The following is a 14,292-nucleotide window of genomic DNA, read 5'->3' on the forward strand; positions in this document are numbered from 1 at the left end:
TAATCGGGTGATTTTGGGGTCTGACCTAGGTCAGACCCGCACTTCACAAGCTAGCCGCCAGTTCCGCACCCTCCCTGATCGCCCGCTTCGCATCCAGCTCCGCCGCCAGCGCCGCGCCGCCGATCTTGTGAAAGCGCGGCCCGCCGCTTTCCCCTTGCGCCGGCACCAGATCCGCCAGGCTCTCCTGGCCCGCGCAAATTACCACATTGTCGACTTCGAGCAATCGCTGCTCGCCGCCCACGGTGATATGCAGCCCCTGGTCGTCGATACGGTCGTACTGGACGCCCGCCATCATCACGACGCCGTTGCGCGCCAGCGTGGCGCGGTGCACCCAGCCGCTGGTCTTGCCCAGGCCCGCGCCCGGCTTCGACGTCTTGCGCTGCATGAGCCAGACCTGCCGGAACGGCGCCGGCGCTTCCGGCTTGACCAGTGCGCCGCCGGCGCCGGCCGCCAGGTCGACGCCCCACTCGCGCGTCCACTCGGCCACCGGCATGGGCAGCGCATGCGCGGGATCGTGCACCAGGTATTCGCCGACGTCGAAGCCGATCCCGCCAGCGCCGATGATGGCCACGCGCTTGCCGACCGGCGCCTTGTCGCGCACCACGTCGACATACGAGAGCACCATCGGATGATCGATGCCGTCGATTGCCGGCTTGCGCACCCGGATTCCAGTGGCTACGATCACGTGGTCGTAGCCGCCGGCGAGAAGCTGCTCGCGCGTGACCAGATGCCCCAGCCGCAGCTTCACGCCGGTCGTTTCCAGCTTGCGGGTGAAGTAGCGGATGGTCTCGCTGAATTCTTCCTTGCCGGGGATCTGCATGGCGATCTTGAATTGCCCGCCGATGGCGTCGCTGCCGTCGAACAGCGTGACGTCGTGGCCGCATTCGGCCGCCACCGTCGCCGCCGACAGGCCGGCCGGCCCGGCGCCGATCACCGCCACTTTTTTAGGCGTCGAAGCTTTCGCGTACACCAGCTCCGTCTCGTGGCAGGCGCGCGGGTTGACCAGGCAGCTGGCGCGCTTGTTGGCGAAGGTGTGGTCGAGGCAGGCCTGGTTGCAGCCGATGCAGGTATTGATTTCGTCGGCACGGCCGGCCGCGGCCTTGGCGACGAACTCCGGATCGGCCAGGAACGGCCGCGCCATCGAGACGAGGTCGGCGTCGCCGCGCGCGATGACGCCTTCCGCTTCGGCCGGCATGTTGATGCGGTTCGACGCGACCACGGGGATCGACAGCTCGCGGCGCAGGCGCCCGGCCACGCCGGCGAACGCGGCGCGCGGCACCGAAGTGACGATGGTCGGGACCCGGGCTTCGTGCCAGCCGTAGCCGGTATTGAGGATGGTCACGCCCGCCTGCTCCAGCCCCTTGGCGACCGCCACCACTTCGTCCCAGGTGTTGCCGCCTTCGACCAGGTCGAGCAGCGAGTGGCGGTACATGATGATGAAGTCGGGGCCGACGCGCGCGCGGATGCGCCGGACGATTTCGAGCGGCAGGCGCATGCGGTTCTCGATGCTGCCTCCCCAGCGGTCGGTGCGCTGGTTGGTGCGCGCGCAAAGAAACTGGTTGAGCAGGTAGCCTTCGCTGCCCATCACCTCGACGCCGTCGTAGCCGGCCGCCTTGGCCAGCCGCGCGCATCGCGCATAGGCGGCGATGGTCTTCTCGATGCCGCGTTCGGTCAGCGGGCGCGGCTTGAACGGCGAGATCGGCGACTTCACGCCGGACGCTGAAACCACTAATGGCTGGTAGCCGTAGCGGCCCGCGTGCAGGATCTGCATCAGGATCTTGCCGCCTTCTTCATGCACCGCGCGAGTGACCCGGCGGTGATTGAACACGTCGCCGGCGAAATTCAGGGTGCCGCCGAACGGCAGCAGCCAGCCCTGGCGGTCCGGCGAGATGCCGCCGGTGACGATCAGGCCGACGCCGCCGCGCGCGCGTTCGCGGTAGAACTCAGCCAGCTTGCCGTAGTTGTAGAAGCGGTCTTCGAGGCCGGTATGCATCGAGCCCATGATGACGCGGTTGGGCAAGGTGGTGAAGCCGAGATCGAGCGGCGCGAGCAGATGGGGGAAGGTGATTGTCATGACGGCATTAGACCGTACTTCGGTAGATGGCGGCTTCTAAAATCCTGTGTTGACAGCGCACGATTGAAGACGGGCCGCGTAGCCGCATGCTACGCTGGCCCCATGATTGCCCGATTAATTTTTCCGCTGCTGCTCGCAGTCTGCCTGCCCGCCATGGCGCAAGAACCCGCCGTCACCCTCACCGTCGAACGCGTCGATGCCGAAGAAGGCCAGGTGTACCAGATCGAGGCGCAGGGCGAGGTGGCGGCGCCGCCGGCCACCGTGTGGCGCATCCTGACCGACTACAACCGCATGGCCGAATTCGTGCCGGACCTGCGCAGCGCGCGCGTGATTTCGCGCAGCGGCGACCAGGCCGTGGTGGAGCAATTCGGCTCGGCGCACATGCTGTTCTTCCGGCGCGACATCCACCTGGTGGTGAAGGTCCGCGAACAGCCGATGACGCATATCGACGTCGGCCTGCTCGATGGCGACATGAAGGTGTATCGCTGCAGCTGGCAGTTGATCCCGGTCGCGGCGACCGGCGGCACGCGTGTCGTCTACCGCGGCACGATGGCGCCCAAGTTCTACGTGCCGGGCATGTTCGGCGTGAAGTTCATCCGGTCGGACATCGACAAGATGCTGCGCGCCGTGCTGGCGCGCCTCGACCGCGAAGACTAGGCCGCGTAGCTTTCCCGTCCGCGCAGTTCGGCGAACGATTCGATGCTGCCGATTTTGATGGTGATCGGATTCAGGCGCGACTGCGGCGTCATCGGGCGCCAGGCGAACTGCCACTCGTGTTCGTGCGCTTCGGCCAGCGTCTTGGTGAACGCGGCGCCGAGCGCGGCGCGCGCGCCGTACTCGATCTCGCCGTCGATGCCCGCCCAACTGGGCAGGGTGCGCTGCACCGCGCGATGCAGGCGCTCGCCGAATTCTTCGGTGTTGTGGATGACCAGGCAGCTGCCGTCGTTGGGCGCCAGCAGGTCGAACAGCGATTTGTCCCACACCGTCGAAAACGACAGGGTCAGGAACTGGCCGGCCGGGACCAGGCGGAACTGGCCTTCGCGCAGCGACAGTTCGAGTTCGGCGCGCGGCGCGTAGCGGTGCAGGGTTGGGGGGCGTTGATAGTCGTGCATGTCAGGTGGTCCGGTAAAAAGTGTCGGCTGGCTTATTTCAGCAGCTCGCGGCGCACGTTGTGCGCGAGCCGCATGTGATGGGAAGCGATGAAGATCTCGCGCAGCAGGAACACGAAGCTGCCGATCAGCGCAACCATCGCCAGCACGAAACAGCCGGCGATGTATTTGTCGAGCGGCAGGCTGGTGGTGTCGCCGAGGAACAGCATCGCGATGACCAGGCAGACCAGCAGGCCGCAGCCGGTCGACAGCGTGATCGCGGTGTTGATCAGGTGCGCGCGGCCGTACAGGACATCGAGTTCGGACGTGTAGTCGTCGTGCGGCCCGATTTCGAGGCGGTCCTCGAGCACGCGCGAGCGGTCGATGATGCGCGCCAGCCGGTTGGTCAGCACGGTCAGCTTGGTGGCCACGCCGGTCAGCAGGAACACCGGCGCGATGGCCAGCTGGATCACGTGGCCGATGTCGCTGATCTGGATATTCATGATCGTATTCTTGTTGGATTAGGCGCCAGTGTAGCAGCCCGGCCGTTCATTCGAAGCGGCCGAGCCGTTTGAACTGTTCGGTCGCCGCCACCAGCGCGGCCGAAATCCCCTTCTCAAGCGCGCCGTGGCCGGCGTCGGCGATCATGCGCAGCTGCGATTTCGGCCAGGCCTGGTGCAGGCGGTAGGCCGACACCGGCGGGCAAATCACGTCGTAGCGGCCCTGCACGATCACGGCCGGCAGGTGGGCGATGCGGCCAAGGTCGCGCATCAGCTGGCCCTCTTCCATGAAGCCGAGGTTGGCCATGTAGTGCGACTCGAGGCGGCCGACGCCCAGGTCGAGCGTATCGGACACCGCTTCTTCCGGCTGCGGCAGCAGGAACACGCGCCGCCCTTCGAATCGGCTCCAGGCGCGCGCCGCGGGCCAGTAGACGTCCGGGTCGTCGCACAGCATGCGCGTGGTGTAGGCCTTGAGCAGGTCGCCCCGCTCGGCTTCGGGAATCGGCGCGATGAATTCGTCGTACAGCTCCGGATAGAACCACTGGACGCCGTGCAGGAACCAGTCGATTTCGGTGGCGGTGCACAGGAAAATCCCGCGCAGGATGAAGCCCAGGCAGCGTTCGGGATGGGCCTGGCCGTACGCCAGCGCCAGGGTCGAACCCCACGAGCCGCCGAACACCAGCCACTGCTCGATGCCGAACTTGACGCGCAGCGTCTCGATGTCCTCGATCAGCAGCTGGGTGGTGTTGTTGCGCCACTCGCCAAGCGGCGTCGATTTGCCGGCGCCGCGCTGGTCGAACAGGATGATGCGGTAGTGCTCGGGATCGAAGAAGCGGCGGTGCTGCGGCGACAGGCCGGCGCCCGGGCCGCCGTGCAGGAACAGCACCGGTGCGCCGTTCGGATTGCCGACCTCCTCCCAGTAGATGGTGTGGAGCGGATCGACTTCGAGCATGCCGTGGCGGATCGGCAGGATGGTCGGGAACAGCGACGGCGGGGCTTCGTGCATGGTGAATCTCTTCGATGAGGTGAGTCGATTGTAGCGCACCCGCCCCCGACTCAGAAGAAGGTATTGACGGCGTAGCGCACGCCGTAATCGTCGTCCACCGCCAGCAGCAGCGGCCACTTGTCGAACGTGGTGCACGGATGGGAAATGCCGCAGCCGACCAGGTCGCCCACCTGCAGGTCGAAGCCGGCCGGTAGCGTCAGGTACGCGTGCTGGTCGTTCATCTTGGCGATGCTGCAGCCGGCCGGCAGCGCGGTCGGCACGCCAGGGCCGGGACGATGCGTGAACAGCGGGATCGGCAGGTCGATGTCGTACGAGGCGTCGCGCTTGCCCATCGTGAGGATCGCCAGCTGCGGTTCGGGGCGCGACTGCACCATGCTCCACACTTCCAGCGCCGGCTTCAGTCGTTCGCCGCCGAGCGCCGTATGGCCGCCCTCGCGCGCATCGAGGTCGCCGATCTGGCGCAGGTAGGAGCCGTGGTCGCTGGTGAGGTAGCAGCCGCTGCGCAGCACCGGCAACACGGGACGCGACAAGTCGCCCACGCCGGCAAAGCCGCGCGCGACCAGGTCGAAGTATCCGGATCCACCGGCCGACAGCAGGATCTGCGCGCAGCCCATGAACAGCTGCTCTTCGTCGGCGGCGCGCACCAGCGCGGCGAGGCGCGCGAGGAAGTCGTCGACCTGCCTGACGTCGCCGGCGCGGTCATCCGACACCAGCAGGCCTTCGTAGCCTTCGAAGCCCGCCAGTTGCAGGCCGGGCGCGCGCCCGACTTGGCGTGCCAGCGCCAGCGCGTCGGCGTCGCTGCGGCAGCCGGCGCGCTTGCCGGGCAGGCCCAGTTCGACCAGCAGCGGCAAGGGACGCGCGATCGGATGCGCGGCCACCGCGGCGGCCAGGCGCGCCACGCCTTCGCTCGAGTCGACCAGCGCGAAAAATTCGAAATCGGGATCCTCGTGCATCAGGGTCAGCACGCTGTGGATGTCGGCCTTCGACACCAGCTGGTTGGCCAGCAGCACGCGGCGCACGCCGAAGCGGTGCGCCAGCTGGACCTGGGTGGCGCTGGCCAGCGTGATGCCCCAGGCGCCGTTGGCCAACTGGGCGCCGAACAGCTGCGGGCTCATGGTGGTCTTGCCGTGCGGCGCAAGCGTGGCGCCGTATTGCGCGCAGAAGCGCCGCATCCAGTCGAGGTTGTGGCGCAGCGCCGACGACTTCAGCACCGCGACCGGGAAGCTGGTGTCGCCGTGCAGGACGTTCCAGCCTTGCACGCCGATCGCGCCCTGGCGCAGCGGCGCGGTGATCGGCAGGCCCTTCACGCCTGGCTGCAGCAGTTGTTCTTCGAGTGCGGCCAGCGCCAGTCCGTCGTGCGGCAAAGTGTTCATTTGGTGTCCTGGTCGTCTCCCAGCAGTTGCTGCAGCCGACGCTCGTAATGGTTGAGGAAGTCGCGGGTGACCGCGTAGTGCTCGGTGTCTTCGTAAGCAGTCTCGATCAAGCCGCTTTGGTCGAACACCAGTATTTTAGCGTTCGGATAGGCCAGCAGGATAGGCGAGTGGGTGGCGATGACGAATTGCGAACCTCGCTTCACCAGCTGGTCGATCGCAGACAACGCAGCCAGCTGGCGGTTCGGCGACAGCGCCGCCTCCGGCTCGTCGAGCAGGTAGAAGCCGTCGTCGCCGAGGTCGAGCAGCAGCTGCATGAAAGCTTCGCCGTGCGAGCTTTCGTGCAGCGAGGGCCGCGGTCTCGGATCGGGCAGCGAATCCATGTAGGTGATCACGTCGAACGCGCTTTCGGCGCGCAGGAAGTAGGACCAGCGCGGCTGCTTGTACCCCTTCACCAGCTTCAGTGCGCGCTGCAGCGCCGAGACTTCCTGCTGCTGGCGATTGACGTTGCGCGAGCCGCCTTCGGCCGGCAGGCCCATCGCCACGGCGATCGCTTCGAGCATGGTGGATTTGCCGGCGCCGTTTTCGCCGACGAAAAAAGTGACGCCGGGGTGCAGCTTCAGCGTGCCCATTTCGCGCACGGCAGGGATGCTGAACGGATAGCTGCCGCTGTCGATGTCGGCGTCGCCGCGGATCGACACTTCGCGCAGGTAAGGTTTGGCGGTGAGCGCCATCGTCGGCTCCAGAACGAAGATGGGGTCAGGTTCGCTGAACCTGACCCCGGTGTTCATCGCTGCCGCCGGATGAAATGGCGAACCTGGTTTCATCCGGCGGCGACAAAGGCGGGGTCAGGTCCGCAGGACCTGACCCCAACCCCGCTTACGACATGTGCTGGCCGCCGTTGATGGCAATGTTGGCGCCGGTGACGAACGCCGCTTCGTCCGACGACAGGTAGGCCACCAGGCCCGCCACTTCTTCCGGCTTGCCCAGGCGCGCCATCGGAATCTGCGGAATGATCTTGGTGTCGAGGACTTCCTTGTCGATCGCCATCACCATCTTGGTGCCGATGTAGCCCGGCGAGATGGTGTTGACGGTGACGCCCTTGCGCGCCACTTCCAGCGCCAGCGCCTTGGTGAAGCCGTGGATGCCGGCCTTGGCCGCCGAGTAGTTGGTCTGGCCGAAGGCGCCCTTCTGGCCGTTCACCGACGAGATGTTGATGATGCGCCCCCAGCCCCGCTCGACCATGCCGTCGCAGACCGGCTTGGTCATGTTGAACACGGAGTCCAGGTTGGTGCTCATCACGGCGTCCCAGTTGGGCTTGTCCATCTTCTTGAACGTCATGTCGCGCGTGATGCCGGCGTTGTTGACCAAGACGTCGACCGGGCCGACTTCCTCCGTGATCTTGGCGATCGCGCGCTGGGCCGAATCGTAGTCGGCCACGTCGCACTCGTAGGCCTTGAAGTTGAAGCCCTGCTCCCTGGTCGAGGCCAGCCAGCTTTCCACTTTCGGATTGCCCGGCGAGTAGGTCGTCACGACCGTGTATCCCAGCGCCGCCAGCTTGATGCACACCGCTTCACCCAAACCACCCATCCCGCCGGTTACTAATGCCACTCGTGCCATTTCTGTTCTCCTAGTTTTGGTATCGTTCGAATTAATGCGGGATCAGTCCCGTTCCACCGCCAGCGCCACGCCCATGCCGCCGCCGATGCACAGGCTGGCCAGTCCCTTCTTGGCGTCGCGCCGGATCATCTCGTGCAGCAGGGTCACCAGGATGCGCGCGCCGGACGCGCCGATCGGGTGGCCCAGCGCAATCGCGCCGCCGTTGACGTTGATCTTGCTGGTGTCCCAGCCCATCTCCTTGTTGACGGCGATGGCCTGGGCGGCGAACGCCTCGTTAATTTCCATCAGGTCGACGTCTTCGTGGGTCCAGCCGGCTTTTTTGAGGCACATCTGGGTGGCCCTGACCGGGCCCATGCCCATGATCGACGGGTCGAGGCCGGCCGACGCGTAGGCCTTGATGCGCGCCAGCGGCTTCAGGCCCAGTTCCCTGGCCTTGGACGCCGACATCATGATGACCGCGGCGGCGCCGTCGTTCAGGCCGGACGCATTGCCGGCGGTGACGGTGCCTTCCTTGTTGAACGCCGGGCGCAGGCCGGCCATCGATTCGACCGTGGTGCCGTGCTTCGGATATTCGTCGGTATCGAACACGGTGGCGCCCTTCTTGGACGGGATTTCCACCGGGATGATCTCGTCCTTGAATTTGCCGGCCTTCTGCGCTGCTTCGGCCTTCTGCTGCGAAGCGGCGGCGAAGACGTCCTGCTCGGCGCGCGACACGTCGTACTTCTTGGCGACGTTTTCCGCGGTCACGCCCATGTGGTACTGGTTGTACACGTCCCACAGGCCGTCCGTGATCATGGTGTCGACCAGCTTGGTGTCGCCCATGCGGAAGCCGTCGCGCGAGTTCGGCAGCACGTGCGGCGAGGCGCTCATGCTTTCCTGGCCGCCGGCGATGACGATGTCGGCGTCGCCGGCCTTGATGGCCTGGGCCGCCAGGTGAGTCGCCTTCAGGCCGCTGCCGCAGACCTGGCCGATGGTGAGCGCCGGCACCGTGTCCGGCAAGCCGGACTTCATGCCGGCCTGGCGCGCCGGGTTCTGGCCGGCGCCGGCGGTGAGCACCTGGCCCATGATGACTTCACTGACGCTGGCGGGATCGATCCCGGTCTTGGCGAGCAGGGCCTTGATGACTTGCGCGCCCAGCTCGACGGCCGGGATCTTGGCGAGGGCGCCGCCGAATTTGCCGACGGCGGTGCGGCCGGCGGCGACGATTACGACATCTTCCATGTGAATCTCCGAGGGTGCTGGTGGGGCCAGCGGGTTGTCAGACGGCGCCGATGGTAGGGCATGGCGCCACCGTTTTCGGGTGAGGCTGGCCGGCGCGCCGCAGTATTGGGATCGTCCAACCGCGACAGGTCCGGTTTAAAAATGCACCAAAATGGTGCATTTTCGTTTCTAGATACGAAAACACATGTTTGCCAAGGTAGGCAAACGTTGATGCTAGGTCGCGCAATGGGTCGGCGTTTGAGCAAAATCAATCTTATCAGCTTATTCACCAAAAACAATCGGTGTTTACCCTTAGACCACGTTTTCAGCCTGCGGTTCGATAAAAAACCCACCCCGCATGGCGCGGGGCCAGTCGCGCCTAGGGTTTGTTGCCTTTGAGAACGTCCCGCCAAAGCTCCCCTTTCCGCAATTTTCACAGTAGAATGCACGGGCCTGATCAATTGGGCGAACCCGCCCAACAAGAACGAAGCGTTTATGCCAAAAAGCCCGGCCCTGCCCATCGAAATCAAGATCTCCACGGTCGTCGCCATTTCGACGATCCTTCACTCGGCCGATCCGCTGGCGATCGACGCCGCGCTCAAGCAGATGACCGGCGGCGTGTCCGACTTTTTCGAAGATGAATTCGCCGTGATCGACGTCGGCGCGATCGCCGCCGACGTCCCGCAGATCGACTGGCGCGCGCTGGTCGAGCTGCTCAAGAAATACCGTTTGAACGCGGTCGCCGTGCGCGGCGCCACCCCGGATATGGCGGAGGCGATCCGCGCGCGCGGCCTGTCGCTCGACGACGGCAGCAGCGGCGCCAAGCCGCTGGCCGGCGAAGCGCCAGCGGCCCCGGCCAAGCCGGCCCCGGTCGCCGCGCCGGCGCCGCAAGCTGCGCCGGCTGTGGCGCCCGGCGCCATGATCATCGACACGCCGGTGCGCGCCGGCCAGCGCATTTACGCGCGCGGCTGCGACCTGATCATCACGGCGGCCGTCAACAACGGCGCCGAAGTGATCGCCGACGGCAGCATCCATATTTACGCACCATTGCACGGGCGCGCGCTGGCCGGCGCCTCGGGCAACGCCGAATCGCGCATCTTCGCGCTGTCGATGCAGCCCGAGCTGGTGTCGATCGCCGGCGTGTACCGCACTTTCGACGACGGCTTCCCGCCGGAGTTGGCGCGCCAGCCGGCGCAAATCCGCCTGGTCGGGGATCGAATCGATATACTGTCGCTCAGTCCGGCAGCCCGCGCCTGAACTCACCCACTATAAAGGACCTCTTTGTGGCAAGAATTATTGTTGTGACATCCGGCAAGGGCGGCGTCGGCAAGACGACCTCCTCGGCCAGCTTCTCCACCGGCCTGGCAATGCGCGGCCATAAGACTGCAGTACTCGACTTCGACGTCGGCCTGCGCAACCTCGACCTGATCATGGGTTGCGAGCGGCGCGTGGTGTATGACCTGATCAACGTCGTCAACGGCGAAGCGACCCTGAACCAGGCGCTGATCAAGGACAAGCACTGCGACAACCTGTTCATCCTGCCGGCGTCGCAGACGCGCGACAAGGACGCGCTGTCGGAAGAAGGCGTCGAGCGCGTGCTGCACGACCTGATCAACATGGGCTTCGAATACATCATCTGCGATTCGCCGGCCGGTATCGAGCACGGCGCGCTGATGGCGCTGACGTTCGCCGACGAAGCGATCATCGTGACCAACCCGGAAGTGTCGTCGGTGCGCGATTCGGACCGCATCCTGGGCATCATCCAGGCCAAGTCGCGGCGCGCCCAGACCGGCGCCGAGCCGGTCAAGGAACACCTGCTGATCACGCGCTACTCGCCGAAGCGGGTCGAGAACGATGAAATGCTGTCGTACCAGGACGTGCAGGAGATCCTGCGCATTCCGCTGATCGGCATCATTCCGGAATCGGAGTCGGTGCTGCACGCTTCCAACCAGGGCAATCCGGCGATTCACTTCAAGGGTACCGACGTGGCCGAGGCGTACGAGGACGTGGTGTCGCGCTTCCTCGGCGAAGACCTGCCGCTGCGGTTCACCAGCTACGAAAAGCCAGGATTCCTGCAGCGCATTTTTGGGACCAAGTGATATGGCCTTGCTTTCCTTCCTGTTCCCACCCAAAGCGAAAACCGCGAGCCAAGCCAAGGAACGGCTGCAGATCATCATCGCGCGCGAGCGCACGGTGCGCGACGGGCCGGACTTCCTGCCGGCGCTGCATCGCGAGCTGATCGAGGTGATTTCGAAGTACACCAAGGTCAGCGCCGACAATATCAAGCTGTCGCTCGACCGCCAGGGCAACCTGGAAGTGCTCGAAGTGAACGTGGTGCTGCCGGACGCGTGATCGACATGGGGACTTCGGTCCCCATTTTTCATGCGCCCGGCCTGGCCGGCTTGAGTTTGTCGGCCACCTTGGCGCACGCCTCCACGTGCTGGTAGCCCAGCTGGCGGAACACGGCGAACCCGATCGCCGCCGACACCGCCGATCCGGCGACCGGCACCAGCTTGGCGGCCGTCTTGGTCGCGATCTTCACGCCGACCTTCTTGAACAGCCTGAGCAGCAGCTCGCGCGTGACCAGCCTTCCGACCAGCATTCCGCCCATCCCCACTGCCGCCTCGTAGGCGATCATGCGGAACTTCGGCTGCAGCCGGCCGACCTGTTCGGGCGTCAGGCCGAACGCTTCGTTGACCTCTTCGACCAGCTTGGCGAACAGCGACAGGTCGGACACCACGTCCAGTCCCGGCACCGGCACGGCCGAGAAACCGGCGGCGAAAGTGGCGCGCCGGCGCACCATGCGGCGGCAGCGTTCGCGCACCGTGGCGATGTCCTGGTCGGTCCCGGGAATCAGGGTCCAGTCGGTTGAAAGCGTGTCTGCCATGACAATTGACCCCCTCTTTTGTGAAATTTCCTACTGACTAAAATGATGATTGAAAACCTAACTTTTCCAGTGTACCTTGTAATTGTTCGGCCAGAAGGCACCGCTGAACGGGACCCGGAACAGCGCAAGAGATTGTCTTTTTTGTAGCAATTTTTTGTAAAAGTCTGTTATATTTACAATAACTATTCATCTGTAATCGTAGGATAGATCCTACAACACAACTACCGTTCCCCAAGGCCATCATGAGAATAGCCGTCCTCGACAATGACCGCAGCCAGGCGGACCTGATATGCCAGGTGCTGACCGGCGCAGGCCATACCTGTCAATCGTTTGACAACGGCAAGGAAATGCTCGGCGCGCTGAAGAAGGACAGCGCCGACATGCTGATCCTCGACTGGCACGTGAACGACCTGCCGGGCGCCGACGTGCTCAAGCGCGCGAAGGAAAAGCTGGCCGCGCACGCGCCGACCATGTTCCTGACCAACAACTCGGGCGAGGACGACATCGTCGCCGGGGTGGGCGCAGGCGCGGACGACTACATGATCAAACCGCTGCGGCGCGGCGAACTTCTGGCGCGGGTGCAGGCGCTGCTGCGCCGGGCCTACCCGTCGCAGAACGGCGCCGAGCAGCTGCAGTTCGGCCAATACGTGTTCGAGACGCGGCCCGGGCGCCTGCTGAAGGACGGCTCGGTGATCGATGTCACCCATAAAGAGTTCTACCTGGCGCTGCTGTTCTTTCGCAACATTGGGCGTCCGCTGTCGCGCGCCTACATCCACGAGGCGGTGTGGATCCGCGAAACCGCGGTGCCGTCACGCACCATGGACACCCACGTGTCGCGGGTGCGGAACAAACTTCAGCTGAAGCCGGAAAACGGCTTCCGGCTGGTGCCGGTGTACAGCTACGGCTACCGCTTGGAAAAGATGGGCGCGTGACGCCCCCAAACCATTGGAACGACGGGGTCAGACCCGCTTTTTTGACGGTCCTTTGCCAAAAAATTGCGCGAAAAAACGGGTCTGACCCCGCCGGTTCGCGCGTCTGACCTCGCCGGTTTGCCGCCGCTCCGACCGGCTACCGCCTCGAAAAAATGGGCGCCTGACGCCTCAAAACAATTGGGGTCAGACCCGTTTGTTTGATGGTTGTTTGATCAAAAAACGAGCGAAAAAACGGGTCTGACCCCCATGGGGCAGACCCCGGACCCGGACTCCGCACACGCCTCGCGGTATAATGTGGGCTCACGCTGCCATTCGCCCCCACATGCAACTGCTTGCCGTCGGCCTCAACCACACCACTGCTCCGGTCTCGCTGCGCGAGCAACTGGCGCTGGCGCCTGACCAGCTCGGCCAGGCGGTGCGCGCGGCGCGCGGCTGGTTTGCCCGCATCGACCAGCAGGGCGGCGACGAGGCGGCGATCCTGTCGACCTGCAACCGCACCGAGATGTACGCGGCCAGCCAGGTGCCCAACCCGCTCGACGCCAGCGCCCATTTCCTGGCCGATTATCACAAACTCAACGTTGCCGAACTGCGCCCGCATCTGTATATGCTGCCGCAGGACGCCGCCGTGCGCCATGCCTTCCGCGTCGCCTCCGGGCTCGATTCGATGGTGCTGGGCGAGCCGCAGATCCTCGGCCAGATGAAGGACGCCGTGCGCCTGGCCGACGAAGCCGGCGGCCTCGGTACCTATCTGCACCAGATGTTCCAGCGCAGCTTCGCGGTCGCCAAGGAAGTGCGCACCACCACCGCCATCGGCGCCCACAGCGTGTCGATGGCCGCCGCCGCGGTGCGCCTGTCGCAGCGCATTTTCGACAAGATCGCCGACCAGAACGTGCTGTTCATCGGCGCCGGCGAAATGATCGAACTGTGCGCCACCCACTTCGCCGCGCAGAATCCGAAATCGATCACCGTCGCCAACCGCACGCTGGAACGCGGCGCGGCGCTGGCGCACCGCTTCGACGGCCGCGCCATCACGCTGTCGGCGCTGCCCGAGCAGTTGGCGCAGTTCGACATCGTCATCTCCAGCACCGCCTCGACCCTGCCCCTGATCGGCCTGGGCCTGGTCGAGCGCGCGATCAAGACGCGCCGCCACAAGCCGATGTTCATGGTGGACCTGGCGGTGCCGCGCGATATCGAGCCGGAAGTCGGCCGCCTCGACGACGTGTTCCTGTACACCGTCGACGACCTGGGCACCGTGGTGCAGGCCGGGATGGAGAACCGCCAGGCCGCCGTCGCGCAGGCCGAGGCGATCATCGAAACGCGCGTGCAGTCGTTCATGCACTGGGTCGGCGACCGCGCCGTGGTGCCGGTCATCCAGGACCTGCACGAGTCGAGCGAGGCGATGCGCCTGTTCGAGCTCGAACGCGCGCGCAGGATGCTGGCGCGCGGCGACGACATCGAGGACGTGCTCGACGCGCTATCCAAGGGCCTGACCGCCAAGTTCCTGCACGGCCCGCAGCAGGCGCTGCACCGCGCCCAGGGCGACGAGCGCGCCCGCCTCGCCGCGCTGCTGCCCCAGCTGTTCCGAAGCCGCCGTTAGCGCCGCCTCGCTTCGCCG

Annotated in this window: 15 protein-coding genes; 6 read left to right on the top strand and 9 right to left on the bottom strand. The window is 65.5% G+C overall.

Annotation, left to right across the window (positions count from 1 at the left end; genetic code table 11):
- Positions 1-43: 43 nt before the first annotated feature.
- A complete protein-coding gene (locus tag AC1D02_RS08635; RefSeq protein WP_477315744.1) occupies positions 44-2,074 on the bottom strand; it encodes a 2,4-dienoyl-CoA reductase FMN-binding domain-containing protein in 2,031 nt (676 codons plus the stop codon).
- A gap of 102 nt (positions 2,075-2,176) precedes the next feature.
- Between AC1D02_RS08635 and AC1D02_RS08640 the strand changes: the two genes are divergently transcribed.
- The gene (locus AC1D02_RS08640; RefSeq protein WP_477315746.1) at positions 2,177-2,731 is read left to right on the top strand and encodes an SRPBCC family protein; all 555 of its coding nucleotides are present in this window, start codon (positions 2,177-2,179) and stop codon (positions 2,729-2,731) included.
- Here the strand turns inward: AC1D02_RS08640 and AC1D02_RS08645 are convergent.
- The 7 genes from AC1D02_RS08645 to AC1D02_RS08675 all read right to left on the bottom strand — a co-directional run bounded on the left by AC1D02_RS08645 (position 2,728) and on the right by AC1D02_RS08675 (position 8,879).
- A complete protein-coding gene (locus tag AC1D02_RS08645) occupies positions 2,728-3,186 on the bottom strand; it encodes a hypothetical protein (protein ID WP_477315748.1) in 459 nt (152 codons plus the stop codon). The genes AC1D02_RS08640 and AC1D02_RS08645 overlap by 4 nt on opposite strands.
- A 32-nt stretch (positions 3,187-3,218) precedes the next feature.
- The gene (locus AC1D02_RS08650) at positions 3,219-3,665 is read right to left on the bottom strand and encodes a DUF2721 domain-containing protein (RefSeq protein ID WP_477315750.1); all 447 of its coding nucleotides are present in this window, start codon (positions 3,663-3,665) and stop codon (positions 3,219-3,221) included.
- A 46-nt stretch (positions 3,666-3,711) separates the two neighbouring features.
- Positions 3,712-4,668, bottom strand: a complete 957-nt coding sequence (pip, locus tag AC1D02_RS08655; protein WP_477315752.1) for a prolyl aminopeptidase — start codon at positions 4,666-4,668, stop codon at positions 3,712-3,714.
- Between the two features lie 50 nt (positions 4,669-4,718).
- A complete protein-coding gene (locus tag AC1D02_RS08660) occupies positions 4,719-6,041 on the bottom strand; it encodes an amino acid deaminase (protein ID WP_477315754.1) in 1,323 nt (440 codons plus the stop codon).
- Positions 6,038-6,772 (bottom strand): AAA family ATPase, encoded by a 735-nt coding sequence (locus AC1D02_RS08665; protein WP_477315756.1) that lies wholly within the window; start codon positions 6,770-6,772, stop codon positions 6,038-6,040. Before AC1D02_RS08665 ends, AC1D02_RS08660 begins: the two co-directional genes overlap by 4 nt.
- A gap of 145 nt (positions 6,773-6,917) precedes the next feature.
- Positions 6,918-7,658, bottom strand: a complete 741-nt coding sequence (phbB, locus tag AC1D02_RS08670) for an acetoacetyl-CoA reductase (RefSeq protein WP_477315758.1) — start codon at positions 7,656-7,658, stop codon at positions 6,918-6,920.
- Between the two features lie 42 nt (positions 7,659-7,700).
- On the bottom strand, positions 7,701-8,879 hold the full coding sequence (locus tag AC1D02_RS08675; RefSeq protein WP_477315760.1) for an acetyl-CoA C-acetyltransferase: 1,179 nt from the start codon (positions 8,877-8,879) through the stop codon (positions 7,701-7,703).
- A gap of 474 nt (positions 8,880-9,353) precedes the next feature.
- Here AC1D02_RS08675 and minC point away from each other — a divergent pair, with 474 nt between their 5' ends.
- Genes minC through minE form a run of 3 tightly spaced genes read left to right on the top strand, consistent with a single transcriptional unit; the run spans position 9,354 to position 11,210 of the window.
- Positions 9,354-10,115: a septum site-determining protein MinC gene (minC, locus tag AC1D02_RS08680; protein WP_477315762.1), complete on the top strand. Its 762-nt coding sequence runs from the start codon at positions 9,354-9,356 to the stop codon at positions 10,113-10,115.
- A gap of 26 nt (positions 10,116-10,141) precedes the next feature.
- Entirely contained in the window at positions 10,142-10,957 is an 816-nt protein-coding gene (minD, locus tag AC1D02_RS08685; RefSeq protein ID WP_477315764.1) for a septum site-determining protein MinD, read from the top strand.
- 1 nt (position 10,958) lies between these two features.
- A complete protein-coding gene (gene minE, locus AC1D02_RS08690) occupies positions 10,959-11,210 on the top strand; it encodes a cell division topological specificity factor MinE (protein WP_477315766.1) in 252 nt (83 codons plus the stop codon).
- Between the two features lie 28 nt (positions 11,211-11,238).
- Here minE and AC1D02_RS08695 read toward each other — a convergent pair whose 3' ends face one another.
- Positions 11,239-11,745, bottom strand: coding sequence for a hypothetical protein (locus AC1D02_RS08695; RefSeq protein WP_477315768.1), 507 nt, complete (start codon positions 11,743-11,745; stop codon positions 11,239-11,241).
- Between the two features lie 242 nt (positions 11,746-11,987).
- Between AC1D02_RS08695 and AC1D02_RS08700 the strand changes: the two genes are divergently transcribed.
- Both AC1D02_RS08700 and hemA read left to right on the top strand, forming a co-directional pair.
- The gene (locus AC1D02_RS08700; RefSeq protein ID WP_477315770.1) at positions 11,988-12,677 is read left to right on the top strand and encodes a response regulator transcription factor; all 690 of its coding nucleotides are present in this window, start codon (positions 11,988-11,990) and stop codon (positions 12,675-12,677) included.
- A 322-nt stretch (positions 12,678-12,999) separates the two neighbouring features.
- Positions 13,000-14,274: a glutamyl-tRNA reductase gene (gene hemA / locus AC1D02_RS08705; protein WP_477315772.1), complete on the top strand. Its 1,275-nt coding sequence runs from the start codon at positions 13,000-13,002 to the stop codon at positions 14,272-14,274.
- Positions 14,275-14,292 lie beyond the last annotated feature (18 nt).

Source organism: Massilia sp. P1_C10, from assembly GCF_056406475.1.

What these genes read in the sequence shown, in the direction of transcription:
- pip (WP_477315752.1), bottom strand. Translation starts at nt 4,668, where the DNA reads ATGCACGAAGCCCCGCCGTCGCTGTTCCCGACCATCCTGCCGATCCGC.
- AC1D02_RS08675 (WP_477315760.1), bottom strand. Translation starts at nt 8,879, where the DNA reads ATGGAAGATGTCGTAATCGTCGCCGCCGGCCGCACCGCCGTCGGCAAA.
- AC1D02_RS08700 (WP_477315770.1), top strand. Translation starts at nt 11,988, where the DNA reads ATGAGAATAGCCGTCCTCGACAATGACCGCAGCCAGGCGGACCTGATA.
- minC (WP_477315762.1), top strand. Translation starts at nt 9,354, where the DNA reads ATGCCAAAAAGCCCGGCCCTGCCCATCGAAATCAAGATCTCCACGGTC.
- AC1D02_RS08695 (WP_477315768.1), bottom strand. Translation starts at nt 11,745, where the DNA reads ATGGCAGACACGCTTTCAACCGACTGGACCCTGATTCCCGGGACCGAC.
- phbB (WP_477315758.1), bottom strand. Translation starts at nt 7,658, where the DNA reads ATGGCACGAGTGGCATTAGTAACCGGCGGGATGGGTGGTTTGGGTGAA.
- minE (WP_477315766.1), top strand. Translation starts at nt 10,959, where the DNA reads ATGGCCTTGCTTTCCTTCCTGTTCCCACCCAAAGCGAAAACCGCGAGC.
- AC1D02_RS08645 (WP_477315748.1), bottom strand. Translation starts at nt 3,186, where the DNA reads ATGCACGACTATCAACGCCCCCCAACCCTGCACCGCTACGCGCCGCGC.
- AC1D02_RS08660 (WP_477315754.1), bottom strand. Translation starts at nt 6,041, where the DNA reads ATGAACACTTTGCCGCACGACGGACTGGCGCTGGCCGCACTCGAAGAA.
- AC1D02_RS08665 (WP_477315756.1), bottom strand. Translation starts at nt 6,772, where the DNA reads ATGGCGCTCACCGCCAAACCTTACCTGCGCGAAGTGTCGATCCGCGGC.
- AC1D02_RS08635 (WP_477315744.1), bottom strand. Translation starts at nt 2,074, where the DNA reads ATGACAATCACCTTCCCCCATCTGCTCGCGCCGCTCGATCTCGGCTTC.
- AC1D02_RS08640 (WP_477315746.1), top strand. Translation starts at nt 2,177, where the DNA reads ATGATTGCCCGATTAATTTTTCCGCTGCTGCTCGCAGTCTGCCTGCCC.
- AC1D02_RS08650 (WP_477315750.1), bottom strand. Translation starts at nt 3,665, where the DNA reads ATGAATATCCAGATCAGCGACATCGGCCACGTGATCCAGCTGGCCATC.
- hemA (WP_477315772.1), top strand. Translation starts at nt 13,000, where the DNA reads ATGCAACTGCTTGCCGTCGGCCTCAACCACACCACTGCTCCGGTCTCG.